Source organism: Streptomyces sp. NPDC046203 (assembly GCF_040646255.1).
Taxonomy (GTDB): domain Bacteria; phylum Actinomycetota; class Actinomycetes; order Streptomycetales; family Streptomycetaceae; genus Streptomyces.
In genome coordinates, this window is record NZ_JBEYZX010000005.1 from 176340 (window position 1) to 200673 (window position 24334).

Annotated in this window: 23 protein-coding genes; 12 read left to right on the forward strand and 11 right to left on the reverse strand. The window is 72.0% G+C overall.

Features of this window, described 5'->3' with window-relative positions; translation table 11 throughout:
• The first annotated feature begins 46 nt into the window (after positions 1-46).
• The 3 genes from ABZ990_RS06440 (at position 47) to ABZ990_RS06450 (ending at position 2577) form a co-directional block, all read left to right on the forward strand.
• Positions 47-511 carry a hypothetical protein gene (locus ABZ990_RS06440; protein ID WP_361226181.1) on the forward strand — a complete coding sequence of 155 codons (465 nt, stop codon included), beginning with the start codon at positions 47-49 and terminating at the stop codon, positions 509-511.
• Positions 512-827: 316 nt separating this feature from the next.
• A complete protein-coding gene (locus tag ABZ990_RS06445) occupies positions 828-2090 on the forward strand; it encodes an Ig-like domain-containing protein (protein ID WP_361226184.1) in 1263 nt (420 codons plus the stop codon).
• Between the two features lie 139 nt (positions 2091-2229).
• Positions 2230-2577 carry a DUF1330 domain-containing protein gene (locus tag ABZ990_RS06450; RefSeq protein ID WP_361226186.1) on the forward strand — a complete coding sequence of 116 codons (348 nt, stop codon included), beginning with the start codon at positions 2230-2232 and terminating at the stop codon, positions 2575-2577.
• Between the two features lie 161 nt (positions 2578-2738).
• Here the strand turns inward: ABZ990_RS06450 and ABZ990_RS06455 are convergent, their stop codons facing one another.
• A complete protein-coding gene (locus ABZ990_RS06455) occupies positions 2739-3119 on the reverse strand; it encodes a helix-turn-helix transcriptional regulator (RefSeq protein ID WP_361226189.1) in 381 nt (126 codons plus the stop codon).
• A gap of 329 nt (positions 3120-3448) precedes the next feature.
• Between ABZ990_RS06455 and ABZ990_RS06460 the strand changes: the two genes are divergently transcribed.
• Positions 3449-4627 carry an MFS transporter gene (locus ABZ990_RS06460; RefSeq protein ID WP_361226397.1) on the forward strand — a complete coding sequence of 393 codons (1179 nt, stop codon included), beginning with the start codon at positions 3449-3451 and terminating at the stop codon, positions 4625-4627.
• A 110-nt stretch (positions 4628-4737) separates the two neighbouring features.
• Here the strand turns inward: ABZ990_RS06460 and msrA are convergent, their stop codons facing one another.
• A complete protein-coding gene (gene msrA, locus ABZ990_RS06465; protein WP_361226192.1) occupies positions 4738-5403 on the reverse strand; it encodes a peptide-methionine (S)-S-oxide reductase MsrA in 666 nt (221 codons plus the stop codon).
• A 146-nt stretch (positions 5404-5549) separates the two neighbouring features.
• Positions 5550-6668, reverse strand: coding sequence for a hypothetical protein (locus ABZ990_RS06470; protein ID WP_361226194.1), 1119 nt, complete (start codon positions 6666-6668; stop codon positions 5550-5552).
• A 71-nt stretch (positions 6669-6739) separates the two neighbouring features.
• Here ABZ990_RS06470 and ABZ990_RS06475 point away from each other — a divergent pair, with 71 nt between their 5' ends.
• Complete coding sequence (locus tag ABZ990_RS06475; RefSeq protein WP_361226197.1) at positions 6740-7894, forward strand: cystathionine gamma-synthase; 1155 nt, start codon at positions 6740-6742, stop codon at positions 7892-7894.
• Positions 7895-8096: 202 nt separating this feature from the next.
• Here ABZ990_RS06475 and ABZ990_RS06480 read toward each other — a convergent pair whose 3' ends face one another.
• From ABZ990_RS06480 to ABZ990_RS06490, 3 genes are all read right to left on the reverse strand, one after another.
• Positions 8097-8348 (reverse strand): hypothetical protein, encoded by a 252-nt coding sequence (locus tag ABZ990_RS06480; RefSeq protein ID WP_361226200.1) that lies wholly within the window; start codon positions 8346-8348, stop codon positions 8097-8099.
• Positions 8345-8791 carry a sigma factor-like helix-turn-helix DNA-binding protein gene (locus ABZ990_RS06485; RefSeq protein WP_361226202.1) on the reverse strand — a complete coding sequence of 149 codons (447 nt, stop codon included), beginning with the start codon at positions 8789-8791 and terminating at the stop codon, positions 8345-8347. The genes ABZ990_RS06480 and ABZ990_RS06485 overlap by 4 nt, the downstream gene beginning before the upstream one ends.
• A gap of 280 nt (positions 8792-9071) precedes the next feature.
• Positions 9072-9590 carry a MarR family transcriptional regulator gene (locus ABZ990_RS06490; RefSeq protein ID WP_361226204.1) on the reverse strand — a complete coding sequence of 173 codons (519 nt, stop codon included), beginning with the start codon at positions 9588-9590 and terminating at the stop codon, positions 9072-9074.
• Positions 9591-9969: 379 nt separating this feature from the next.
• On the opposite strand from ABZ990_RS06490, the gene ilvA reads away from it, so the two are divergent.
• The 4 genes from ilvA (at position 9970) to ABZ990_RS06510 (ending at position 14402) form a co-directional block, all read left to right on the forward strand.
• Positions 9970-11247 (forward strand): threonine ammonia-lyase, encoded by a 1278-nt coding sequence (ilvA, locus tag ABZ990_RS06495; protein ID WP_361226400.1) that lies wholly within the window; start codon positions 9970-9972, stop codon positions 11245-11247.
• Positions 11248-11496: 249 nt separating this feature from the next.
• Positions 11497-12591, forward strand: a complete 1095-nt coding sequence (locus ABZ990_RS06500; protein ID WP_361226207.1) for an ATP-binding cassette domain-containing protein — start codon at positions 11497-11499, stop codon at positions 12589-12591.
• Positions 12588-13442 carry an ABC transporter permease gene (locus tag ABZ990_RS06505; protein ID WP_361226210.1) on the forward strand — a complete coding sequence of 285 codons (855 nt, stop codon included), beginning with the start codon at positions 12588-12590 and terminating at the stop codon, positions 13440-13442. The genes ABZ990_RS06500 and ABZ990_RS06505 overlap by 4 nt, the downstream gene beginning before the upstream one ends.
• Before the next feature lie 216 nt (positions 13443-13658).
• On the forward strand, positions 13659-14402 hold the full coding sequence (locus ABZ990_RS06510; protein WP_361226213.1) for a hypothetical protein: 744 nt from the start codon (positions 13659-13661) through the stop codon (positions 14400-14402).
• 56 nt (positions 14403-14458) lie between these two features.
• Here ABZ990_RS06510 and ABZ990_RS06515 read toward each other — a convergent pair whose 3' ends face one another.
• The 4 genes from ABZ990_RS06515 to ABZ990_RS06530 all read right to left on the reverse strand — a co-directional run bounded on the left by ABZ990_RS06515 (position 14459) and on the right by ABZ990_RS06530 (position 20800).
• Entirely contained in the window at positions 14459-16903 is a 2445-nt protein-coding gene (locus tag ABZ990_RS06515; protein ID WP_361226216.1) for a serine/threonine-protein kinase, read from the reverse strand.
• A gap of 96 nt (positions 16904-16999) precedes the next feature.
• Positions 17000-19432 (reverse strand): PQQ-binding-like beta-propeller repeat protein, encoded by a 2433-nt coding sequence (locus tag ABZ990_RS06520; protein ID WP_361226218.1) that lies wholly within the window; start codon positions 19430-19432, stop codon positions 17000-17002.
• 255 nt (positions 19433-19687) lie between these two features.
• Positions 19688-20185 carry a transcription elongation factor GreA gene (gene greA / locus ABZ990_RS06525; RefSeq protein ID WP_361226220.1) on the reverse strand — a complete coding sequence of 166 codons (498 nt, stop codon included), beginning with the start codon at positions 20183-20185 and terminating at the stop codon, positions 19688-19690.
• A 213-nt stretch (positions 20186-20398) separates the two neighbouring features.
• Entirely contained in the window at positions 20399-20800 is a 402-nt protein-coding gene (locus ABZ990_RS06530) for a DUF4307 domain-containing protein (RefSeq protein WP_361226222.1), read from the reverse strand.
• Between the two features lie 96 nt (positions 20801-20896).
• Here ABZ990_RS06530 and mca point away from each other — a divergent pair, with 96 nt between their 5' ends.
• The 3 genes from mca (at position 20897) to ABZ990_RS06545 (ending at position 22826) form a co-directional block, all read left to right on the forward strand.
• The gene (gene mca / locus ABZ990_RS06535; RefSeq protein WP_361226225.1) at positions 20897-21778 is read left to right on the forward strand and encodes a mycothiol conjugate amidase Mca; all 882 of its coding nucleotides are present in this window, start codon (positions 20897-20899) and stop codon (positions 21776-21778) included.
• On the forward strand, positions 21771-22019 hold the full coding sequence (locus ABZ990_RS06540; RefSeq protein WP_361226227.1) for a hypothetical protein: 249 nt from the start codon (positions 21771-21773) through the stop codon (positions 22017-22019). Before mca ends, ABZ990_RS06540 begins: the two co-directional genes overlap by 8 nt.
• Positions 22020-22433: 414 nt before the next feature.
• The gene (locus tag ABZ990_RS06545; RefSeq protein ID WP_361226230.1) at positions 22434-22826 is read left to right on the forward strand and encodes a rodlin; all 393 of its coding nucleotides are present in this window, start codon (positions 22434-22436) and stop codon (positions 22824-22826) included.
• A gap of 500 nt (positions 22827-23326) precedes the next feature.
• On the opposite strand, the gene ABZ990_RS06550 is transcribed toward ABZ990_RS06545, so the two are convergent.
• On the reverse strand, positions 23327-24316 hold the full coding sequence (locus tag ABZ990_RS06550; RefSeq protein ID WP_361226233.1) for a hypothetical protein: 990 nt from the start codon (positions 24314-24316) through the stop codon (positions 23327-23329).
• Positions 24317-24334 lie beyond the last annotated feature (18 nt).

The window sequence follows — 24334 nt, forward strand, 5'->3', positions numbered from 1 at the left end:
CGGGTCGCGCGAAATCCGAGCCGCCCCGGCGCTCTACGCTCCGGCTATGAGTACTTCCGAGACATCACGCTATGTACGGCTTCGCGTCGATCTCGTGCTGGAGATCGAAGGCCCCGAAGCCCTGTCCGAGGCCGCCGTCGGCCGGATCGACGCCGACCCGTCGCTGCCGGCGGAGGACCGTACGCAGACCCGGGCCGCCGTCGACGAGGACGCCGCCGAGGCGCTCGCGTACCTGGTGGACCCCTTCGACCTGGTCGGGACGGTGCCCGGGGTCGAACTCGTCCAGGCGTCCTGGAGCAGCGAGGAGGTCGCGTACGACCCCGCGGAGGGGATGTGGGACCCCGACGACGAGGGCGACGAGGGCGACGAGTACGAAGCCGAGTACGAAGCCGACTACGACGAGGACGAGGCGGGCGACGGGTACGACGAGGACGAGCGCGACGAGGCTGAAGAGGAGGGTGAGGCGGCAGAGGCGGTGGACGGCGAGAGCCGGACGGGGCGGCGCGCCTGAACCCCCTCCTACGGGTCTCCCGGGGCATCAGGGCCCCGGGAGGCCCGCCCTGCCCCAGCCCTGCCCTGCCCCCTCCCCGCCCCGCGCCGGGCGCGCACCGGCCGTAGGGCGGGGCCCGACGGCCCGAGCGGGACAGGCCACGGATCGGCCACGGCCCGGCCACAGACCGGCCACACCCGTGTGAGAGGGGCCACCCGGGGAACCGAAGGCTCCGGAATTGCGTGATGATCAGTGGTGTTCCCCACAAACCCCCCGGTAATGGATCCGCGGGGGCTCGCAGGGGTGTTTCAGTAGGTAGTGGCAGGTTGAGGCGACGATGGAGAAGCGTGTGATGACGGACGGCAAGCGTCGCAAGGGCCTGGCGGCTGCGGCCGCGGTCCTCGGTGGCGTTCTGGTGCTCTCGGCGTGCAGCGACAAGGACGGCGGCTCCGACACCTCGCAGAGCGCCCAGTCGCAGGCCCAGGTCGACAAGGCCGCCGCGCAGGAGACCTCCAAGGCGCAGATCACCATCGAGCCGAAGAACGGTGCCCAGAACGCGTCGATCAACAACGACGCCAAGGTCACCGTCGCCAGCGGCAAGCTCACCGAGGTCACCATGACCTCCGCGGAGGGCACGGCCGTCGCCGGGCAGATATCCGCCGACGGGCTCAGCTGGAAGCCGAGCGCCGCCCTCCAGCGTGCCACCGTGTACAAGATCGCCGCGACCGCCAAGGACGCCGCCGGTCTGGAGGCGCACGAGAACTCCTCCTTCACCACCGTCTCGGCCGCCAACAGCTTCATCGGCAACTTCACGCCGGAGGACGGTTCGACCGTCGGCGTCGGCATGCCGGTCTCGATCAACTTCAACAAGGCGATCACCGACAAGAAGGCTGTCCAGGGCGGTATCACCGTCTCCACCAGCTCCGGCCAGGAGGTCGTCGGGCACTGGTTCAACCAGACCCGCCTCGACTTCCGCCCGGAGAAGTACTGGTCCGAGGGTTCGACCGTCACCCTCAAGCTGAGCCTCGACGGCGTCGAGGGCGCCCCGGGCGTCTTCGGTGTCCAGCAGAAGACCGTCACCTTCAAGATCGGCCGTAACCAGGTCTCCACGGTCGACGTCGCCACGCGGCAGATGACTGTCACGCAGGACGGCAAGACGGTCAAGGTCATCCCGATCTCCGCGGGCTCTCCCGAGAACACCACCTACAACGGCGAGATGGTGATCTCCGAGAAGTTCAAGGAGACCCGGATGAACGGCGCCACCGTCGGCTTCACCGACTCCGACGGCAAGGGCGAGTACGACATCAAGGACGTGCCGCACGCCATGCGCCTGTCCACCTCCGGCACCTTCATCCACGGCAACTACTGGGGTTCGCGCGCCATCTTCGGCAGCGTGAACACCAGCCACGGCTGTGTGGGTCTCGCCGACGCCAAGGGCGCGAACGACCCGAACCAGATGGGTGCCTGGTTCTTCGACCACTCGATCGTCGGCGACATCGTCATCGTGAAGAACTCCCAGGACAAGACGATCGCCCCCGACAACGGCCTCAACGGCTGGAACATGGACTGGGCGACGTGGAAGGCCGGCTCGGCCGCCTGAACCTCCTGACGGGCCGCGCGCGCCGCGCGGCCCCATGGGCCTCCTGAGCCTGAGGCCCGAGCCTCTCCAGCAGGCATATGCCGGGGCATGACTTCCGGGGTAATCGACCCCGCGGGACATGCCCCGGCATGCTTTTCACATGACCGCATACGCGATTGCCCGCCTGTATCCGACGACCGCCCCGAACGAGGACGTCCTCGACTACATCGAGGGCATCCAGGGCACCCTCGACCCCTTCGGCGGCCGGTTCCTCATCCACGGCGCGCCTCGGCGCGAGACCATCGAGGGCGAGTGGCCCGGCGATGTCGTCATGATCTCCTTCCCGGACTACGCCGCGGCCCGCGCCTGGTACGCCTCCGAGCCCTATCAGGCGCTCATTCCGCTGCGAGCCCGGCATATGCCCGGCGACATCATCTTGATCGACGGCGTTCCGGAGGGTTACGAGCCGACGGCGACGGCCGCGAAGCTGCGCGCGGCGTTGCGTTGAGCGGATCCGGGCCGGGGCGAGGCGAGGCGAGTCGGGCCGAGCCGAGCTGGGCCGAGCCGAGTTCGCGTGAGCCGGACCGCATGCGTCCGGCCTCGCTGCTGCTCGTCAGGCCGTCAGGCCGTCAGGTCGGCAGGTCGGCAGGTCGGCAGGTCGTCAGACCGTCAAGCCGTGGGCGGGACCGGGGCCGGGGTCCAGGCCGCCACCAGGGCGAGCAGTCCGGGGAACCGGGCGTTCAGGTCGGCCACGCGCACGTGGCTGCGGCGTTCGAGTCCGTACTGACGCTGCCGGGTGATTCCCGCCTCGCGCAGCGCCTTGAAGTGGTGCGTCAGCGACGACTTGGGCCGGTCGAGTCCGAACCAGCCGCAGGTGTGGTCGAAGTCCTCCGATTCCAGGAGGAGTTTACGGACGATCGTCAGCCGCAGCGGGTCGCTGAGCGCGCCGAGGACCGTCTCCAGGCGCAGCTCGTCGAGCGCGGGCTCCGGGAGCGGTTCGGGCAGGCCGGGCGGCTCGGGGAGCACCTTGACGGCGGGGGGCGTGGACATGAGTGGCTCCTCGGGTTCGTGGCGCGCGATGGGTCGCCGTGACGTGCCGCTGGGGCGGGTCGCTCGGGGCGCGACGGCCGATTCTCAGTACGAGTTCGATCGTACTGCATGCTAAGTTCGACTCCACTCGTACTGCTGTCGGTGTGTCCGGCGGCGAGTCGTCGGGAGGAGTCGTCATGTCCGGAACCAGGAGCGCGTTAGCCCGGGGAGCCCGAGAGACCCGGGAAGCCCGAGAGACCCGGGGCGTCCGAGAGGCCCGCAGGACGCAGGAGCGCCGAGGAGGGGACCCCGGCCCTGCCAGTCCCCCCGGCCCCACCGTCCCGGCGCCCCTGCGCTGGATCTGGCTGGCCGCATGGCCGGTCACGGCCGTCTTCGTCCTCTCGAACGCGGCCACTCCGCTCTACGTGCTGTGGCAGCGCGACATCGGGTTCTCCAAGGGCACCCTGACCGTGGTGTTCGCCTTCTACATCGTCGGCCTCATCGGTTCGCTGCTGGTCTCCGGCGTCGTGTCCGACCGGATCGGCCGCAAGCCCGTCCTGCTGCCCGCGCTGGGGCTCGCCCTCACCGCCTGCCTGGTCTTCGCGACCGCCGGCAGCGTGGCCGCGCTGATCGTGGCCCGGCTCTGCACCGGCATCGCGGTCGGGGCCGTCGTCTCGGCCGGCATGGCGGCGGTGACCGATGTCGCCGGGCCCGAGCGGCGGCGGATCGCGGCGCTCCTCGCCTCCTGCGCGATGGTCTTCGGGGCCGGACTCGGCCCGCTGCTCTCCGGGCTGCTCTCGGAGGTGGCACCCGCGCCGACGGTCACCGTGTTCGTCGTCGAGGCGGTGCTCCTGCTCAGCGCCGTGCTCTGCGTGCTGCGCATGCCGCTGCACCGCCCCGCGACGAGCGCGGGCGGGGGCGCGTGGGTGCGGATCCCCGGCGTACCGAAGGAAGCGCGCCGTCAGCTCGCCCTCGGCATCGCGGTCTTCGCCCCCGGGATCACGGCCACGTCCTTCGTGCTCTCGCTCGGCCCGTCCCTGCTGTCCGGGCTGCTCGGCACCACGAACCGGACCGTCGCGGGCGCCATGGCCTTCGCCATGTTCCTCACCGCGACCGGCGTCCAGTTCGCCGTCCAGCGGCTGAGCCGCCGCACCATCCTGACGGCCGGCGCGCTGAGCACCACCCTGGGCATGGCCCTGCTGATCGCCGCCGTCCACACCTCGGCGGTGACGCTGCTCGTCCTCGCCGCACTGCTGGCCGGCGCCGGCCAGGGCATGGGCCAGCTCGGCGGCCTGTCCCTGCTCAACAGCGGCGTCCCGGCGCGGCGCCTCGCCGAGGCCAATGCCGCCCTCAACGTGGGCGGGTACCTCCTCGCCGGCGTCCTGCCCGTCTCGGCGGGCTACCTCAGCGACGCGGTGGGCCTGACGAACGGCGCCACGCTCTTCGGCGCCGTCCTCGCGGGCCTCGCCGTCGCCGGCGGCTTGGTGGTGCTCACCACCCGCCGTCAGGTGACGGACCCGGCGGCCTGAGACGGCGGCCTGAGGCAGCGGTCTGAGACGGCGGCCCGGGACGGCGGCCCGGGACGGCCGGTCGACCGGGGCCGGAGTCCGGGCCCCGGGCCCCGGGGCCGGCGGTGGGATCAGCCGTCGGCCTTCGCCACACCGATCGGGCAGGACACACCCGTCCCGCCGATGCCGCAGTAGCCCGCCGGGTTCTTGTCGAGGTACTGCTGGTGGTACGCCTCGGCCGGATAGAAGGCGTGGGCGTCGGCGGGCTCGATCGCGGTGGTGATCGTGCCGTGGCCGGCGGCGGTCAGGACGTCCTGGTAGGAGTCGCGGGAGGCCTCGGCCGCGGCGGCCTGGGCGGGGGTGTGGGTGAAGACGGCTGAGCGGTACTGGGTGCCGACGTCATTGCCCTGGCGGTAGCCCTGGGTCGGGTCGTGGGACTCCCAGAACAGCTTCAGCAGGCGCTCGTACGACACCACGGACGGGTCGAAGACGACCCGGACGACCTCGGTGTGACCGGTGAGGCCCGAGCAGACCTCCTCGTACAGCGGGTACGCGGTGAAACCGCCCTGGTAGCCGGCGAGGGTCGTGTGGACGCCCTCCGTCTGCCAGAACTTCCGCTCGGCGCCCCAGAAACAACCCAGGGCGAAGTCCGCCACCTCCAGGCCTTCCGGGTACGGGCCGAGCAGCCGGGTGCCGAGAACCGTGTGGCGCTCCGGGACGGGGAACGCGAGCCCGGCGCGCCCGGGCAGGGCCTGGTCGGCGGTGGGGAGGACGGGGGTGGGGCGGGACAGGAACATAGGGCATCTCTCCTCGGCGGTGGCGGCGCGAAAGGAACAACGTGCCCCGCACCCGGAGGATTCCCCGCGACCTGCCCGGCAGCCGCCGCCGCGCCCCTGCCTCGTCACAGCCCCCAGCGCCCCGGCCCGTCGACCCCCTCGCCCCGTCAGCCGCGCAGCGCCGCCGGGCTCCCGCCGTCCGACTCGTACTCCGCGACCACCAGATTCCGGTGCGCCGTGTACGCCGCCGCCGGGTCCTCCTCCAGCGTCCACGGCAGCGCGCCCACGTACCCGTCCACCCGCACGAACAGCGCCATCGCCTCGGCCCAGCGCTCCGCGCCCATCAGGAACCGCACCAGCAGATGGCGTACGTGCGCCAGCATCGGGTCGTCCGGCCGCGCCGAGTGGACCGCGTACATCGCGCCCTCGACGGCCTTGGTGACCACGGCGGTGCGGTAGAAGTCGACGCCGACCACGATCTCCGGCCGGTTCTCGAAGACCGCGAACAGCGGCAGCGCGGCGAGCAGCGATCCGTGCGGGGCGCGCGCGGCGGCCGTGGTCGCGAACCGGTCCGCGTCGGCGCGCGAACCGTGCCACTTCTCGCACCAGTACAGCAGGGCCGCCAGATGCGCCCCCATGTGTGCCGGAGCGCGGTCGATGATCTGCGCCCACAGCCGGTCGAACTCCTCGCCGGAGTAGCCGAGTCCGCGTGCCACGGCGAGCTGCGAGACGTACGGGACGACATCCTCCGGCGTCAGCGCCGCCGCCCGCCGGCACTCGCTCCGCGCCTCGTCCAGGATGACCTGGAAGTCCTTGCTGCCGGTTGACGCCGTCCGGAACGCCTGCTGCACCAGGAACTCCGCGTACACCTGCGCGCCGCCCGGGTCCTCCGGCGCCTCGGCGTGCCACGAACGCAGCCACGCGCCGCCGACGCCCGGCCGTTCCGCCAGTTCGAGGGAGGCCGCGCCGGCGAAGGACTGGACCCGCTGCCAGCGGACCTCGCCCTCCCGCGCCGTGCCCTTGAGCAGCTGCGAGGCGGCCCGCCAGTCCTGCGTCGCCCGGACGACGTCGAGGACGTCGAGGAGATCCCGGTCCGGCCCCGGCAGCCGTACGTCCTGGTCCTCCTGGCGCAGGAATCCGTACGCCTCCGGATCCGCCGCGTCGGGCGAGCCCGGGGCCACCTGCCGGATGACGCCGCGGCCGCGCCCGCGCCCGCGACGCAGGGCGAAGGGGCCCAGAACACCGACGATCATCGCGACCGCGATCAGGAACCAGAGAATCTCCATGCGTCCATTGTTCCGTACGAAGGGTGAGACTCCCGGCGGCCCGGGGCCCCGCACGGCTACGCTCCTTCACCATGAGCGACCAGCACAGTCACCAGAGTTTCGAGACCCGCGCCATCCATGCGGGCAACACCGCCGACCCGCTGACCGGCGCGGTCGTCCCGCCCATCTATCAGGTCTCCACCTACAAGCAGGACGGCGTGGGCGGACTGCGCGGCGGCTACGAGTACAGCCGCAGCGCCAATCCGACCCGTACCGCCCTGGAGGAGAACCTCGCGGCCCTCGAAGGCGGCCACCGCGGCCTCGCCTTCGCCTCCGGCCTCGCCGCCGAGGACTGCCTCCTGCGCACCCTGCTGTCCCCGGGTGACCACGTGGTCATCCCCAACGACGCGTACGGCGGCACGTTCCGTCTCTTCGCGAAGGTCGTGCAGCGCTGGGGTGTCGACTTCTCCGTCGCCGATACCTCCGACCTCGCGTCCGTGCGCGCGGCTCTCACCGACCGCACCAAGCTGATCTGGGTCGAGACGCCCTCCAACCCGCTGCTCGGCATCACCGACATCGAGGCCGTGGCGGGCGTGGCCGCCGAGGCCGGGGTGAAGCTCGTCGTCGACAACACCTTCGCCTCCCCGTACCTCCAGCAGCCGCTCGCGCTCGGTGCGGACGTCGTCGTGCACTCCCTCACCAAGTACATGGGCGGCCACTCCGACGTCGTCGGCGGTGCCCTGGTGACGGCCGACGTGGCGCTCGGCGAGGAGCTCGCCTACCACCAGAACGCGATGGGTGCCGTGGCCGGCCCCTTCGACTCCTGGATCGTGCTGCGCGGCATCAAGACGCTCGCGGTGCGCATGGACCGGCACAGCGAGAACGCGACCAAGGTCGCCGACATGCTGACCCGGCACCCGAAGGTCACGCAGGTCCTCTACCCGGGTCTCGCCGAGCACCCCGGGCACGAGATCGCGGCCAAGCAGATGCGGTCCTTCGGCGGCATGATCTCCTTCCGCGTCGAGGGCGGCGAGGAGGCGGCGGTGCAGGTCTGCAACCGCGCCAAGCTGTTCACCCTGGGCGAGTCCCTGGGCGGCGTCGAGTCGCTGATCGAGCACCCGGGCCGGATGACGCACGCGAGCGCGGCCGGTTCGGCCCTGGAGGTCCCGGCGGACCTCGTCCGGCTGTCGGTCGGCATCGAGAACGTCGACGACCTGCTGGCGGACCTGCGCGAGGCGCTGGGCTAGTCCCGGTTCCCATCGGGGCAGTCGGTCAGCCGGTCAGCCGGCCGACAGGCAGGTCGGCCGGTCATGGTGCGGGCTCCTCGGCTTCGGCCGGGGGGCCCGCACCGTACGTACGGCTGGAACGGCCGGCGTACCGAACGGCATGTGACGGGCTTACGAGGCCGTACAGCGGTCCGGCGGCCCCGCGGACGGCCGGGGCGGTCTGTCATATGCCGTCGAGCGGAGGTGTCGTCCCCGCCGGCGGCACCTCCCAGGGGTGCGCCACCGACGCCCAGACGACGAACGCGACGACCGCCACCGCGATCAGCCCCCACCAGAGCCGCCGCACCACCCGGTCTCGCCGCAGCAGCCGGATCCCGCGGGTCACGGCCCGGCCGCCGAGGTCGCCGGGGACATGCGGGTGGGAGCCGTCCAGCATCCGGCGGACCTCGTCCTCCTTGCGTTCGTGGCGGTTCACGAGGCCGCCCGCAGCCGGCTCACCGAGCGGGCGCAGACCGCCCGGATCCGGTCCTCGGGCAGCCCGAGCAGCGCCGCCGTCTGCTCCTCGGCGACCCCCTCGTGCAGCCGCAGGACGACGACGAGACGTTCCTGCGGGGTGAGCGCGGACAGCACCCCGCCCCGGCCGCGGTGATGGCGCCAGGCGGCGCGGGCGAAACGGGTGGCGAGATCGGCGCGGGTCACGTTGTACGGGTCCTCGCCGCGCAGCCGGTCCCAGCGGGCGTACGTGTGGGCCAGCGCGGCGGTCAGGAGCTCCTGGGCCAGCGGGTTGTCCTGGGCGGGCTCGGTGGTCAGCAGGGTCGCGGCCTGCAACAGCCGGCCGGCCGCCCCGGCCACGAACCCGCTGAACTCCCGGGTGCGGGCGGCGTTCTCGGCACCAGGTTCCAGCCCGGGGGCCGGCATCGGCCCGGATCCCGGCCGGGCACCCGCGCCCGTACCCCTGTCCGTACCTCTTCCCGCACTTGAACCCGCACCCGTGCCCGCACCTGTGCCTGTACCCGTGCCCGTACCCGCGACGCTCCTGAGGACGGCCCGGGCCGAGCGCTGCCCGCCCTTGGCCCCGGCCTTGGACCCGCCTTCGTTCCGGCCCCCGTTGCCGTTCCGGTCGCCGCCGCCGCGGCTGCCGAATCGGTTCCTGTTCGACTCGCGCACATCCTCATCTGAGGACAGTGCCGAGCCTGGGTCAAGACGTCGGTACGGACTGCGTGTCGGGAGCCGGAACCAGAGCGCCCGACTGCCGTGCGGACAAAGCCGAGTTGAAGCGGGTGAGCAGGGTGCAGAACGACTCCCGCTCGTCCGCCGACCAGCCCTCCGTGACCTCCGCCATCAGCTGGCGGCGCGAGTCGCGGACCTCCTCCAGGCGGGTTTGGCCGCGCGCCGACAGTTCGAGCACCACGGCACGCCCGTCCTCGGGGTGCGAGGTCCGCTTGACCAGGCCCGTGTCGACGAGCGGGGCGACCTGGCGGGTGACCGTCGAGGAGTCGATGCCCATGCCGGCGGCGAGCGCCTTCACCCCCATCGGGCCTTCCAGGTCGAGCCGGTTGAGCAGCAGATACGCGGCGCGGTCCATCGAGGTGCGCAGCTGGCCGGTGCCCGCGAGGCGGGTCTGCTCGGCCCTCCGGGCGAAGACGGCCACCTGGTGCTGGAGGGCGTCGAGGAGGCCGGGGTCGAGCGCTGTCGTCATGTCCGGAGACGAGGGCATGGCTGTGAGGGCTCTCTCGTGCGGAGGGCTGTTGGTGGGGGACAGAGTACGCGGACCGGATCAGATGCGTACCGGGCCTGCATGAAACGGTGTGAACGGGGTAGGGCGCCCGCCCGGCCGACAGGCCGGGACGCCGCTTGACTGCGAGACTGCGGCCATGAGCTTCGGCACGTCTGACCTCCCCGGATCCGGGCGCGAGCGCTCCGGTGGCCGACCCGGGGAGCCCATCGGGGCGCGGTATCCGGACGCCGGTCCCGGGGGAGGGCAGGGTGCCGTTGCCAGGGGAGGATCGGGCGCCGTTCCCGGGGCGGGACCGGGTGCGGTTGCGGGCCGGGCTTCGGCCGCCGGGGCGGACTCCGCCGTGACAGGTTCCCCGGCGATGGGCCCCGCGGCGACAGGCCCCGTGGTGTCGGAATCCGAGGCGTCGGATTCCGCCTCCGCCGTGCCGGACTCCGTGGTCCTGGACGACGTACTCAGGGCCCGCAAGACGCTCGCCGGAGTGGCCCGCACGACCCCGATGGAAGGGGGCCGTCACCTGTCCGAGCTGGTGGCGGGGCCGGTACACCTCAAGTGCGAGAACCTTCAGCGGACCGGCTCGTTCAAGGTGCGCGGCGCGTACACGCGGATCGCGGGGCTGCGGCCCGGGCAGCGGGCGGCCGGGGTGGTGGCGGCCTCGGCCGGCAACCACGCGCAGGGGGTGGCGCTCGCCTCGCGGCTGCTCGGGGTGCCCGCGACGGTCTTCATGCCGCTGGGCGCGCCCCTGCCGAAGGTGGCCGCCACGCGCGCGTACGGGGCGGACGTACGGCTGACGGGGCACGTCGTCGACGAGGCGCTCGCCGAGGCCGAGGCGTACGCGCGCGAGACGGGGGCGGTCCTCGTCCACCCCTTCGACCATCCCGACGTCGTCGCCGGCCAGGGCACGGTCGGCCTGGAGATCCTGGAGCAGTGCCCGGAGGTGCGCACGATCGTGGTCGGCGTCGGCGGCGGCGGGCTGGTGGCCGGCATCGCGCTCGCCGTGAAGTCGCTGCGCCCGGATGTACGGGTGGTCGGCGTCCAGGCGGAGGGCGCGGCGGCCTATCCGCCCTCGCTGGCGGCCGGGCATCCGGTCGCGGTCGAGGCGCCGGTGACGATGGCCGACGGGATCAGGGTGGGGCGGCCCGGCGACGTGCCGTTCGCGCTGGTGCGGAAGTACGTGGACGAGATCCGCACCGTCTCCGAGGACGCGATCGCCTCGGCGCTGCTGCTCTGTCTGGAGCGGGCGAAGCTGGTGGTGGAGCCGGCCGGGGCGAGCCCGGTGGCGGCGCTGCTGGCCGATCCGGCGGCGTTCCGGGGGAGGGGGCCGGTGGTGGCGGTGCTGTCGGGTGGCAACGTCGATCCGTTGCTGCTGCAACGCGTGCTGCGGCACGGCATGGCCGCCGCGGGGCGCTACATGAGCCTGCGGCTGCGGGTGACGGACCGCCCGGGCGCGCTCGCGACCCTGCTCGCGGTGCTGACGGTGGCGGACGCGAACGTGCTGGACGTGAGCCACGTACGGACCGATCCGCGCCTGGGTCTGACGGAGGCCGAGGTGGAACTGCACCTGGAGACGAAGGGGCCCGAGCACTGCGAGGAGGTCACGGCGGCGCTGCGGGACGCGGGGTATCCGGTGCTGGCCTGACGGGGCCGGGCGAGGGGGCCGGCCGAGAGGGAGGGGCCGGAGGGGGTCTTGTGTATCGCGATGTATCGCGTTAGTGTGGGATCTGAAGGTCGGGTCGTGGCTCCGCCGGGTCTGTCGGAGTGGAGTGTCCGTTCGGCGTATCCGGGCTTGCGCGAAAACTTCCGTCATCAGCTGCATATGACATGTTTGTCCTGAAGATTCTTAAGATCCTGATATCCCTGAAGTCTCTGGAGCCGCGGGGAGGGTGACATGCCGGGCGCGATCCACGCCGAAGGTCTGGTGAAGACCTTCGGTGACGTACGAGCTCTGGACGGTGTGGACCTCGACGTTCCCGAGGGCACGGTGCTCGGCCTCCTCGGGCCGAACGGCGCCGGGAAGACGACGGCCGTGCGCGTGCTCACGACCCTCCTCAGGCCCGACAGCGGCAGAGCCCTCGTCGCCGGGATCGACGTGCTCGAACGCCCCGACGAGGTGCGGCGCGCGATCGGCCTGTCCGGCCAGTTTGCCGCCGTCGACGAGTATCTGACCGGTCGGGAGAACCTCCGGATGGTCGGCCGGCTCTACCAGATGGGCGCCAAGGGGGCGAAGGTCCGCGCGGACGAACTGCTCGAACAGTTCGGCCTCGCCGACGCGGCCGACCGTCCCGCCAGGACCTACTCCGGCGGCATGCGCCGCCGCCTCGACCTCGCGGCCGCGCTCGTCGTCTCCCCGCCCGTCATGTTCATGGACGAGCCCACCACCGGCCTCGACCCCCGCAACCGCCAGGCGCTGTGGGAGGTCATCGAGGAACTCGTCGCGGGCGGCACCACGCTCCTGCTCACCACCCAGTACCTGGAGGAAGCCGACCGCCTCGCCCACGACATCTGCGTCGTCGGCCACGGCCGGGTCATCGCCCGAGGCACCTCCGACCAGCTCAAGGCCCGGACGGGTGGCGAGCGCGTCGAAGTCGTCGTGCGCGGAAGCGAGATGATCGAACCGGCCCGCGAGGTCCTCACGCGTTACGCGATGCCCGGCCTCGGCCCCGGCGACATCACCGTCGAGCGGCACACCCGCAGACTCACCGTCCCTGTCTCCGGCGGCGCGGGGATCCTCGCCGAGGTCATCCGCGACCTCGACGCCGCCGGCGCGGAGATCGACGACATCGGACTGCGCCGTCCCACCCTCGACGACGTCTTCATCTCCCTGACCGGCCACGTTGCCGAGCAGGGGGAGCGGGAGGAGCGAGGAGAGAGCGGCGCGAACGGCGGCGGCGGTGATGATGGCGACGAGGCCGGCCGGGGCGGCCGAGCGGGCAAGGGCGGAAGAGGCGGCAGGGCCAGGCGCCGGAAGGGGGCCGTCAAGTGACCGCGACCACCGATGCGTTGACGAGGCCGCGCGTGCGCGGCGCCCTGGCCCGGTCGGTCGGCGACTCGCTCGTCGTCACCCGGCGCAATCTGATCCGTATGACCCGGATCCCCGAGATGTTGCTCATCAGCGTCATCCAGCCGGTCATGTTCGTGGTCCTCTTCACGTACGTCTTCGGCGGCTCGATGATGATCGGCGGCAGCACCGACCCGTCCGTCTACAAGAACTTCCTGATGGCCGGCATCTTCGCCCAGACGGTCACCTTCGGTACGGCCGGCGCGGGCGCGGGCATCGCCGACGACATGCACAAGGGCCTCATCGACCGGTTCCGTTCCCTGCCCATGGCCCGAGGCGCGGTCCTGACCGGCCGTACGCTCGCCGACCTCGTGCAGACGTCCCTCACCCTGCTCGTCCTCGCGGCCGTCGCCCTCGTCGTCGGCTGGCGCCCCGGCTCCGAGGCGCCCACCAACCTCGCGAAGATCCTCGCCGGTTTCGGCCTGTTGCTCCTCCTCGGCTACGCCTTCACCTGGATCGGCGCGCTGATCGGCCTCACCGTCCGCACCCCGGAGGCCGCGACGTCGAGCGGGATCATCTGGCTCTTCCCGGTCACCTTCGTCTCGAACGCGTTCGTGGACACCAGCCGGATGACGCCCTGGCTACAACACGTCGCCGACTGGAACCCCTTCAGCGCCACCGTCCAGGCATGCAGACAGCTCTTCGGCGACCCCGGCCTGTCTCCCTCCGACGCCTGGCCGATGCGACACCCGGTCTGGGCCTCGCTGATCTGGTCCCTGCTCATCATCGTCGTCTTCCGCACCCTGTCGGTGCGCAAATACCGCAGAGTCGAATAGATCGACCGACCGACCGACGGAAAGGCGGGGGGAGGGAGAAGGGCGGACGCCGTCCCCGGTGTGGAGGAACGCACCCGCTGACTGCCCGTATCCGGCAGGGAAGGGCCGCGCTGCCTGCCAGAGGCGCTCATGGCAGGGCAGAACCCCGGCAGAGGAGCATGTGCCGAGAGGCCGGGGTACCCGGTCTTCGAGGGGAGTTCGAGGGGGCGGGGTGGAATGACCGGGCGGAAAGAAAAGACGGCCGTCCGGGCCGGGATGACGCGGGTCGGGGGGCTGCTGCTGATCGTGGTGTCCCTGGTCCTGGCGGCAGGCTGCGCCCTCGTTTTCGCCGACCGGCTGCCCGCCGATGTCGCACGATACGAGGCGTACCGTGCGACCGAGCGCTGCGCGGCCGGCTCGGAGCCGGACGCCTGGCGGGAAGACTGCCTGCGGGAAGTCGAGTTCGGCGTCGTGGGCACGGTGGTCGAGCGCGGGGGCAAGACCGGCAAGTACCGGGCGACCGTGGACAGCGAGCGGTTCCAGGGCGAGGTGAGCTTCACCGGCCCCCGGCCGCTCCTGGACACGCTCCGGCCGGGCGACGAGGTCGTCGGCACGGTCTGGCGCGGAGACATCGTCGCGCTCGCCAAGGACGGCGTCCGGCAGACGACCGACGAGGAGCCGCGCGACGATCCCCAGATGATCGCCGCCATAGGCGCGGGCCTCGGCCTGTTCGCGGTGCTCGTCCTCGCCTTCGGCGCGATACGCCTCGTGGCGCCACGTCGCCTCGGTCCCTTCACCTGGAGCGAGTCCGGCCAGGGTCTGCTCTACATCAACACGGTCGTCACCTTGGGCGTGGGGCTGCTCGCGGTGTGGCTCGGCATTCCCTGGCAGCTCGTGGTGCCGGTGATCGCGATGGCCAGGCTGGGTGTGGGCTTCCGTCTCCTGGGCGGCCATCGATCCGCCTGGGCCGGCGCGCGATGACCATGCGATGACCGCCCGGTGCGCCACGGCCGGGCGGCCGGCCGTAACGCGCGAGGTCAGGGCAGATACCCGGAGACGACCAGGCCGTCGAAGGGCTGGAAGAGGGCGCCTCCGCTGATCACGGCCTCGGAGCGGGTCAGGGACTGCGGGTCCATGTCGTCGGGGACCGGGGCCGTACGTGACCGGACCGGATACTCCGTCTGGCCGGACACCGGAAAGGACCGCACCGACTGTTTGTCGGCGGCCAGGACGCGGTCGCCCGCGAAGAAGACCGCGTCCAGCAGCTGCATCACCCCGGTCTTCGCCCGCCGCAGTTCACGCCCGCTCGCCAGGTCGTAGGTGATCACGGTGGAGCCGTCGGGGCCGCCCGCCACCGCCACCGTGCCGTCGGCGTTCACCGCCGGGCCGGTGTGCACCGGGACGTCGGCGGCGAGGGTGCGCCTCGGCTTGAGCGTGTCGGCGTCGAGCACGGGAATGCCGCCGTCCAGCGAGTTGTGGCAGAGCACCGCGTCCCGGTGGACGACCATCGTGGCGCACGTGACATCCCGTCCGCCCCGCGCGGTCTCCTCGCCGGTCGCCGCGTCGAGCGCCACCGGCACCACGCCGCTGACCGTGACGTACAGGTGCCCCCGGGCGGCGACCACCTGCTCGGGGATCCCGCCGAGTTCCCGCCGCCACAGCTCCTTGCCGCCGCCCTTGCCGTCCAGCCGCACCGCGGTCGCCAGGCCCCGGGTCTCGTCGGCGCGGTGGAGGTAGCTGGTGTAGAGGACACCGTCCAGCAGGTCGGAGCCCTTCGGCGCCCACTCGGGGCCGGGCGCCGGGACCTTGCCGCGCTCCTTGCCGTCGTCGGCCCCGTACGCCGTCACGCCGTCCCGGCCCGTGACGTACACGGTGCCGCCGACGACCGCCGGATGGCCCGGAGCCGACGGCACCCCGTAGTCCTCGGCGGCCTTGCGGGGCGCCACCGACCACACCTTGGCGCCGTCCGACGCCCGCAGCCCGAGCGCCGCGCCGCCGCTCCCGGTACACACGAGCGTCTTCGGAGTGAGCGCGCAGGTCTGTATCCCCGCATCCGTCTTCGTCACCCACGGCGACCAGCCGGCCGGCCGCGCCGCGCGGTCCGTGCCCGCCTTCCCGAAGTCGCCGGTGTGCCCCTCCCCGCCGTACGGCAGGACCACATGGTCCAGGACCTTCGGCGCGGCGGCGGCGGTGGACCCGGACCCGGACCCCGGCCCGGGGCTCCCGGCGCCGGCCGACGGCGTCTTCGCCCCCGTACCACCCGGCTCGTCCTGCCGGCCCAGCAGCACCGCACCCGCCGTCGCGAGCACCGCCACCGCGACCACGCCCGCCGCGATCGCGCCCCACGGGCGCCGCCGCGCCACCGGCTCCGGGGCCGTCACCGGTGCCGGACGCGTGCCCACCGCCGTGGGGGAGTACGGCACCGAGGGCCCCAGCGTCGGCAGATCCGCCACGCCCGCACCCGACGCGGCCGCCTCCCCGGCGAGCCGGGCGGCCTCCCCGTACTCCGCGAGCAGCGACAGCACCCCGCCCGACCACGGGAAGACCCCGGCCCCGGCTCCGGCTCCGGCTCCGGCTCCGGAGACGGTCCCGGACCCGTTGGTCCCAACAGCCCCGGCTCCGGTCTCGTCGGCCCCGGCGCCACTCACGGCCGCGGAGTCCGACCGCTCCAGCAGCCCCACCAGCTCCGCCGCCGAGGGCCGTTCCGCCGGGTCGAGCCGCAGGCAGCGCGCCACCAGCGGACGCACCTCCTCCGGCACCCCCGACAGATCGGCCTCGGCGCGGCTGATCCGGAAGACCACCGCCGCCATCTCGTCGTCGTGGAACGGCCCCCGCCCGCTCGCCGCGAACGCGAGCACCGCACCCAGACAGAACACGTCCGACGCGGGCACCACCGCCCGGTTGCCCACCAGGTGCTCCGGCGACATGAAGCCCGGCGAGCCGACGATCAGCCCCGTCGACGTCAGCGCCGTCGCCTCGAAGGCCTGCGCGATGCCGAAGTCGATCAGCTTCGGGCCGCCCGCGCCGAGCAGGACGTTCGCCGGCTTGAGGTCCCGGTGCAGCACCTGCGCCCCGTGGACGGCGTCGAGCGCCCGCGCGAGCGCCGCCCCGAGCGCCCGTACGGCCGCGACGGGCAGCGCTCCGGCCCGGGTGACGGCCTCGGCGAGCGAGGGCCCCGGCACGTACTCCGTCGCCAGCCACGGTGCCGCCGCGTCGGCGTCCGCGTCGACGAGCCGGGCCGCGTACGGGCTGTCCACCGCCCGCGCCGCCGTGATCTCGCGCCGGAACCGGGTCCGGAAGTCGCCGTCGACCTCCAGGTCCTCGCGGACGGTCTTCACCGCGACCATGCGGTACGGATCGGCCGTGGGCGCGTCCGCCCGGCAGGCCAGATGGACCTCGCCCATGCCGCCGGCGCCGAGCCGGGCCAGGAGCCGGTAGGGGCCGACGAGCCGGGGCGGCCCGGCGGGCAGTGCTTCGAGCACGGTCAACGCGCCTTTCCAAGGAGAGGGGACCGGAGAGAGGGCCGAGGGCCGAGGGCAGAGCCGGGGCCGGGGAAGCCGAGGGCAGGAGGCCGGGAACTACCGGGGGAGTTCCATGGAGGTCACGACCCCCTGGTCGTACGCGAGATAGCCGATCCCGCCGACCGGCAGCACCTCCGGGCCGCGCAGCATCTCGGCATAGTCCAACGTGCTCGGCCCCCCGGCCCGCGCGCCCGGCGCCCCCGGGACGGGCACGGTGCGCAGTCCGGTGGGCTTCCCGTCCTTGCCGAGCCGCACCGTGTACAGCGACGAGTAGTCCGCGTACACCACCTGATCGCCCGCGAGCAGTGGCTGCGAGAAGACCTGCGCGAGCCCGCCCTGGGCGGCCGTTCCTGCGGCCGTGCCAGCGGTCGTGGCCGCGTAGGAACCCAGTTCCTTGCCGTCGCGCGCGTCGAAGACCTTCAGCGTGCCCTTCCCGTCGTCGAACCCGGCCGCCGTCCGCTCGGTGAGCACGGCCGGGCGCAGCTTCGCGACCGGCGCCGGCAGGCTCGCTTGGGTCGCGAGCGAGGAGGCGTCGAGGAGATGGGCCTTCTCCGGCGCGTCGAGCGTGTGCGAGATCTCGGCACAGTAGGCGCGCGTGCCGAGGACCTTGATCGTCTCGCAGGTCCGGGCATCCGCGTCGACCTGGCCGCGGACGGCACCGGTCTTCGCGTCGTACGCGATCAGCCCGCCGTCGCTGAGCGCGTACACCGTGCCCGCCGCGTAGGCGACGGGCTCGAAGCCCTTGTACTGCGCGCGCGAGAGATCGTCGTTGGTGAGCTGCCTCTCCCACAGCTTGCGGCCGTCGGCGAGCGCGTACGCGGTGAGGCCGGTCCGGCTCACCTTGCGCGTGCCGGGAGCCGGGGTGACGACGAAGACCGTGTCGTCGGTGACGATCGGACGGCTGGGTTCGAGCATCCGGCTCCAGCCGGGCTTCTCCCACCGGACCGCGCCGCCGCGCGCGTCCCGCACCTGGACCCGGCCGCCGGAGGCCAGGACGACGAGTCCGTCGTGGACGACCGGCCGCGCGGTGGCCCCGGCGATGAAGATGCCGCCGGTGGGCGAGATGAAGCTGCGGTTGTCCCGGTCGTCCTCGACCAGGTCGGCCTGCCACAGCGGCTTCCCGTTCGCCGGGTCCAGCGCCTCGTACCGCCCGTCCGTCGTCCGGCACACCAGCGCCTTCTCATTCGCCGAGCAGCCGAACGCCGGCGCCGACAGCTTCGCGCGCCACGGCTTCCAGCCGGCCGGCCGCTGGGCGGCGTACTGCGGGACGACCCCGGAGGCGTCCATCAGGCCCCGGTCGTCGACGCCCGGCACGCGCGGCCCGGGGGCGGCCTTGAGGGGCTTCAGCTCCGGGACCGGTCGCGGCCACAGCAGATACGCGCCGAGCCCGCCACCGACGACCGCCAGAGCCACCGCCGCCGCGAGCAGCGCCCGGCGCCGCCGCCGGGGAGGCCGCCCGGCCGCGGGAACGGCCGGCGCCCCGGTGGGCCCCATCGTCGGCGCGGCATGCGGATCGGGTGTGGCGTACGGATCGGATACGGGGACAGTGGAAGGTGCGGCGGGGGAGACCTCCAGGAGTGGGCCGCCCGCCGCGACGAGCTGCGCCAGCTCCGTCCCGTACGCGCCGATGTGCTCCCGTACGGCCTCCGGCCAGGCCGGCATCCGACCGTCGTCGCCACCGAGCAGCTCCACCAGCCGCTCGGGATCCGGGCGGTCCGCCGGATCGAGGGCCAGACAGGCGGCGACGATCCCGCGCAGTTCCTCCGGCACCCGCTCCAGATCCGCCTCGGCCTGCGAGACGCGATAGAGGACGGCCGCCAGCGGCCCGTCCCCGAAGGGGTCCTCGCCGGTGGCCGCGTAACAGAGGACGGAACCCAGACAGAACACGTCCGACGCGCCGGTCACCCGCCGCGCGCCCGCCACGTGCTCGGGCGACATGAAGGCGGGCGTGCCGACCATCATCCCGGTCGCGGTCATGGTGGTGGCACCGGCCGCCCGCGCGATGCCGAAGTCGATCAGCCGAGGCCCGTCCACGGCGAGCATCACATTGCCCGGCTTGAGGTCGCGGTGCAGCACCCCGGCCGCGTGCAGATCGGCGAGCGCGCGGGCGATCCGCGCGCCGAGCGCCCGCACCGTGGCGACCGGCATCGGGCCGCCGCGCCGGACGGCCTGGGAGAGGCTCGGGCCGGGGACGTACGCGGTGGCCAGCCAGGGCAGCCCGGTGTCGGCGTCCCCGCCGACCGGAGCCGCGGCGTACGCGCTGCGCACCAGCCGGGCGACCTGGATCTCGCGGCGGAAGCGGTCGCGGAAGGCGGGCTCGCCCGCCACGTCGCGGCGCACGGTCTTGACGGCGACGTACGTGCCGTCCGCCGCGCCCGGCCCGCCCCGGCGGCCCAGGTACACCTCGCCCATGCCGCCGGCGCCGAGCCGCGCCAGGATCTCGTACGGTCCGATCCGCCGTGGCGCACCCTCGCGCAGCGGTCCCAGCATCCGTCCGTCCCCCTGTCCCCTCGTCCGGCCGACTCCTTGATCATTGCATGAGCATGCGGAGTCCCAACGGGGCCGGGACGGGGGCCTGATGGGGACGGGAGGGGGCCGGATGGAGGCCGAGGGCCGGGGTCCGAAGCCTGCCCCTGGCTTCCGGCCCGGGATACGCGAACGGGCCGGACCCCACCCAGGGGATCCGGCCCGTCCATCCGTCCATCCGTCCGTCCGTCCATCCATCCGTCCGCCGGACGGCGGGGATCAGGCGGTGTACGGCTTGGCGCTCAGGATCTTGACCATGGCCATCTTGCCGTTCGGCAGCTCGTACTCCGCGTCGTCGCCGGCCTTCTTGCCGTTGACGCCGACGCCGAGCGGGGACTGCGGCGAGTAGGTCTCGATGGTGTCGCTCGCGTACTCGCGGGAGGCGAGCAGGAAGGTCAGCGTGTCGTCCTCGTCGCCGTCGAAGGCGATCGTGACGACCATGCCGGGCTCGACGATGCCGTCGTCCGCCGGGGCCTCGCCGACCTTGGCGTTCTGCAGGAGCTGAGTGAGCTGCCGGACCCGGAGTTCCTGCTTGCCCTGCTCTTCCTTGGCCGCGTGGTACCCGCCGTTCTCGCGCAGGTCGCCCTCCTCGCGCGCAGCGGCGATCTTGGTGGCGATCTCGGTACGCGCGGGACCAGACAGGTACTCAAGCTCACCCTTGAGCTTGTTGTACGCCTCCTGGGTGAGCCAGGTGACGTTGTCGCTGGTCTGGGTCACAGGTGCTCCTCGTAGGTACTGGGAATAAAAGGTTCGATCTGTACGGAAGGCGCGCGCCGAAGCTCCTGCTTCAAGCGTGCGCCTTTCGAACGGACGAAACCACGAGCCTAACAATGAGTGGCGAAAAGCGGGAGGACATAAACCACGAGCTTTACGTCACCCCAGGTCACCGGGGTGGCCCGGCGGGGCTCTCGCCCGCTTCCCTACCCACCGCTACCGGGCTGTACACCCCAGCAGCTCGGCGCTGGTCGCCTTCGCGGTCGTACGGACCGTGTAGATCTTGTCGAGCCGGGTTCCGGGCTCGTCGACGGGGACGTCCTTGCGGCCGACCTCGGCACCGTCCTTGGACTGCGAGCGCAGTGTGCACACGCCCGTCACGTCCTGGTCCTTGCGGATCTCCAGGTGGACCTGGACCTCGTCGTCACTGACGATCTCGAAGCGGATCAACTGCGCGCTGATCTTGCTGTCGACGACGTAGTACCAGCCGAACCAGCCCAGCAGGGCCAGCATCAGGGCTCCGAGCACGGCGCCGGTGATCTTGAGCTTGCGGTCGGCGCGCTCGTCCGCGGAGCGACCGTAACGCCCCTCGGGCAGCGACTCTCGCACCGCGCTCATGATCGTTCCTCTCGCCGTCGGTGGCCGGAATTTTCCCACCCCCGATTCCGTCACTATAGAGACCTTCCTAAGCGACGAATCACTGAGGATCGAGTCTTGACTGAGCAGTTGCGACTGATGGCCGTGCACGCCCACCCCGACGACGAGTCGAGCAAGGGCGCCGCGACCATGGCCAAGTACGTGTCCGAGGGGGTGGAGGTCATGGTGGTGACCTGCACGGGCGGTGAGCGTGGCTCCATCCTCAATCCCAAGCTCCAGGGCGACCCCTACGTGGAGGCGAACATCCGGGAGGTGCGCCGCAAGGAGATGGACGCGGCGCGCGAGATCCTGGGCGTGGGCCAGGAATGGCTCGGTTTCGTCGACTCGGGGCTGCCCGAGGGCGACCCGCTGCCGCCGCTGCCCGAGGGCTGCTTCGCGCTGGAGGACGTGGACGCGGCCGCCGGCCGGCTCGTCCGCAAGATCCGTTCCTTCCGTCCGCAGGTGGTCACCACCTACGACGAGAACGGCGGATACCCGCACCCGGACCACATCATGACCCACAAGATCTCGATGGCGGCGTTCGACGGCGCGGCCGACACCGAGAAGTACCCGGAGGACGAGTTCGGTCCGGCGTACCAGCCGCGGAAGCTCTACTACAACCAGGGCTTCAACCGTCCGCGCACCGAGGCCCTGCACACGGCGCTGCTCGACCGGGGCCTGGAGTCCCCCTACGGGGACTGGCTGAAGCGCTGGTCGGACTTCGAGCGCAAGGAGCGCACGCTCACCACCTTCGTGCCGTGCGCGGACTTCTTCGAGACCCGCGACGAGGCGCTGATCGCCCACCGCACCCAGATCGACCCGGACGGCGGATGGTTCCGGGTGCCGATGGAGATCCAGAAGGAGGTCTGGCCGACGGAGGAGTACGAGCTCAGCAAGTCGCTGGTCGACACCTCCCTCCCCGAGAGCGACCTCTTCGCGGGCATCCGCGACAATGGCTGACATGAGCGCACACCTGGTACTGACGCAGCTCGTCCCCATGGCGGCCAAGGACCTGGACCAAAGCAAGGTGACGCCCGGCGTCCTCGGGTTCGTCGTCTTCGCGGTCCTGGCCCTCGCGGTCTGGGGACTGATGAAGTCGATGAACCGCCACATGGGCAAGGTCGACTTCGCCGAGGCCCCGGACCCGGCGGCGGCCGGAGCGGCGGCCGCGGGCCCGGCCGCGGGCACGGCGGGCAAGTAGTCCGGCGGAACTCCGGGCCCCGGCACGCGCCGGGGCCCGGTTCGGCGTATACGGACCCTTTTGGATCTTGCGCGGCGGGATCGATCTCGGGCCGCACCGCTCGGTGCGCCACGGCGCACCACGGCGCATCAATGGGTGCGCCCCGCGATGCGTCGCGCGCGACGCGTGGGGGCGCACGGCTCCACCCCCGTGCGCCGGTGGTGATACGGCTCCGACCTGCGACGTTCCACTCGAACGGCCGACCGTCGAGTCTTCGTCCGGTGGCGTTCATCTGCTGAATACCGCGTCCGAGTGACGCCGCAGAACCAATCCTTCTCGGGGCAGTTGATCAGGACGCTTCGGTCCACGAAGCAGCCAGTCACGCTTCGGCCTACGAAGCAGTTCCGGGCCACCGAGCTCAAGAAGGAAGATCTCGTGATCAAGAAGGTTCTTGCAACTGCTGCTGTCGCGGCCTCCGTCGTCGGCATGTCCTCGGCCACGGCGCTGGCGGCCGGGAACGACGGTGGCTCCGCCAACCTCGTCGGCAACACGTCGCACCAGTCCATCGGTGCCAACTCCACCGGCGGCTACATGAGCCCGAACTTCGGCCTCGTGAACGGCGGCTTCCTGGACTGCTTCGACGTCCAGAAGCTGGAGGCCGACGTGCCGATCGGCGTCATCGCCATCCCGGTCGGCGTCCAGGACGTCCTCGGCAACCCGGTCTCGGGCCAGACCTGCACCCAGGACTCCGTGCAGCAGAAGGGCGACGACGCCCTGTCGCACATCCTGGGCGAGGTCCTCGCGCAGAACGGCAACGTCGGCGGCTGATCCTCACGGCCCCGCTGCAGCGGCCCCGGCCCTCGCCCCTCACGGCGACGAGCCGGGGCCGCTCGCTGTTCCCGCGCTCTGGTCCGCGCGATCCGAGTTCCGAAGGGCGAGGGCTGCCGGGTCGGGCTTCTCGACCCTGGCGGCCTCTCGCCTGGTCATACGTCCTTGACGGCGATGCGACCCTGGCAGAGCTTCGACCAGGGTCAGGGCGGAGACGATCACCCATGTTCATGCCTGTCTGGCGGCCTCAAGGCGAGCCATCACCCCGCGGTCGTCGGCCAGAAGCAGGGAGAGCGCCTGACAAACGAGGACCAGGGGGCGGGCAGGGGCTTCCTTCACGCGGTGCTCCGCTCGGCGTTCTTGTCTCCGAACAGTTCGCGCGAGCGGCTTCGATCTCCTGCTGTGTGGGTGCGCCCGGTTCTTCCTTGTGCGCCGCGACGATCTCGGCGAGGCCGGGCAGGGCTGCGGCGGATTCGCGGAGCTGGAGAGAGTGAGCTCTGTCAGCCGTGATGGCGTGCCAGCAGGGCGTCGGGGATGGCTGCCGTGATGGGGGGCTCGTGGGTTCCTCGATGGGCGAAGTGCAGATCCTCACGAGCTCGGGTGCACAGCACGAGGAAGCGGAGGCGTGCCTCGACGCCGGTCGGATCCTCGGTGTAGCTGTCCAAGTCGGGGACGAAGACGCTGTCGAACTCCAGGCCCTTCATGCTCGCTGTGCTGACGATCCTGATGGGATGGGTCGAGAAGTCCATGGTGTCGCGGTAGCGGTCGTCGAAGATGTATGCCTGGGTTTTCTTCGCGAGTCCACGGACCGCCAGCCCGCCCTGGATTTCTCGGATCATCGGGACCGAACGGCAGATGATCCCGATGCTTCGGTCCTGATGGGCGTTGAAGTACTGCGCGATTCCGGTGAGGAGACCGTCGAGGGACGGAACCCGCATGACGACGGGGAGACTGCCGGAACGAGTCGGCAACGGCCATCCGGTTCGGTTTTCCACCCGGAACTCTGCCGCGAGCATGGCGATCTCACGGCTGCTCCGATGATCCTTCCGCAATTCCAACGGGGCAGCCGGCGCACCGAGCGTTCGACAGATCTCGGACAGCATCGTCTCCTCTGGACCGATGCACTGGTTCTCGTCTGCGAAGACCGTGAGGTCGACGCCGAGGATACGGCAGAGGAGGTAGAAGCCGAGCGGCAGATTCTGGCCTTCGTCGACGACGAGGTGCTCCGTCACCCTGACACCCCGTAGCACGCAGCTCCGCTGCATCTCGACCCAGTCGTAGCGCCGCTCGTCCTCGGCGGACCGCGGCGGTTCGCAATCGAACTTCTCCCGCCACAAGGCCTTGAGCCATCGGGCGTACGTGGTCACGAGAGGCGTCCCGGTGAGCTCCGGGGCCAGTTGCGCGATGTACTGGTGCAGCAGGTTGTAGCGGGTGAGGAGCACGACCTCTCGGCCGGCCGTGGCCAATGCCCATGTGCGGTAGAGGGCCATCACGGTCTTCCCTCCGCC

Excerpts from the sequence above, each read along its gene's own strand:
- ABZ990_RS06450 (WP_361226186.1), top strand. The coding sequence starts at position 2,230 with ATGACCGCATACGCGATTGCCCGCCTGTATCCGACGACCGCCCCGAAC.
- ABZ990_RS06485 (WP_361226202.1), bottom strand. The coding sequence starts at position 8,791 with ATGCCGGCCCCCGGGCTGGAACCTGGTGCCGAGAACGCCGCCCGCACC.
- ABZ990_RS06540 (WP_361226227.1), top strand. The coding sequence starts at position 21,771 with ATGGCTGACATGAGCGCACACCTGGTACTGACGCAGCTCGTCCCCATG.
- ABZ990_RS06520 (WP_361226218.1), bottom strand. The coding sequence starts at position 19,432 with ATGCTGGGACCGCTGCGCGAGGGTGCGCCACGGCGGATCGGACCGTAC.
- ilvA (WP_361226400.1), top strand. The coding sequence starts at position 9,970 with ATGGGCCCCGCGGCGACAGGCCCCGTGGTGTCGGAATCCGAGGCGTCG.
- ABZ990_RS06500 (WP_361226207.1), top strand. The coding sequence starts at position 11,497 with ATGCCGGGCGCGATCCACGCCGAAGGTCTGGTGAAGACCTTCGGTGAC.
- ABZ990_RS06550 (WP_361226233.1), bottom strand. The coding sequence starts at position 24,316 with ATGGCCCTCTACCGCACATGGGCATTGGCCACGGCCGGCCGAGAGGTC.
- ABZ990_RS06475 (WP_361226197.1), top strand. The coding sequence starts at position 6,740 with ATGAGCGACCAGCACAGTCACCAGAGTTTCGAGACCCGCGCCATCCAT.
- ABZ990_RS06530 (WP_361226222.1), bottom strand. The coding sequence starts at position 20,800 with ATGAGCGCGGTGCGAGAGTCGCTGCCCGAGGGGCGTTACGGTCGCTCC.
- ABZ990_RS06455 (WP_361226189.1), bottom strand. The coding sequence starts at position 3,119 with ATGTCCACGCCCCCCGCCGTCAAGGTGCTCCCCGAGCCGCCCGGCCTG.
- ABZ990_RS06510 (WP_361226213.1), top strand. The coding sequence starts at position 13,659 with ATGACCGGGCGGAAAGAAAAGACGGCCGTCCGGGCCGGGATGACGCGG.
- ABZ990_RS06440 (WP_361226181.1), top strand. The coding sequence starts at position 47 with ATGAGTACTTCCGAGACATCACGCTATGTACGGCTTCGCGTCGATCTC.
- ABZ990_RS06490 (WP_361226204.1), bottom strand. The coding sequence starts at position 9,590 with ATGCCCTCGTCTCCGGACATGACGACAGCGCTCGACCCCGGCCTCCTC.
- msrA (WP_361226192.1), bottom strand. The coding sequence starts at position 5,403 with ATGTTCCTGTCCCGCCCCACCCCCGTCCTCCCCACCGCCGACCAGGCC.
- ABZ990_RS06445 (WP_361226184.1), top strand. The coding sequence starts at position 828 with ATGGAGAAGCGTGTGATGACGGACGGCAAGCGTCGCAAGGGCCTGGCG.
- ABZ990_RS06470 (WP_361226194.1), bottom strand. The coding sequence starts at position 6,668 with ATGGAGATTCTCTGGTTCCTGATCGCGGTCGCGATGATCGTCGGTGTT.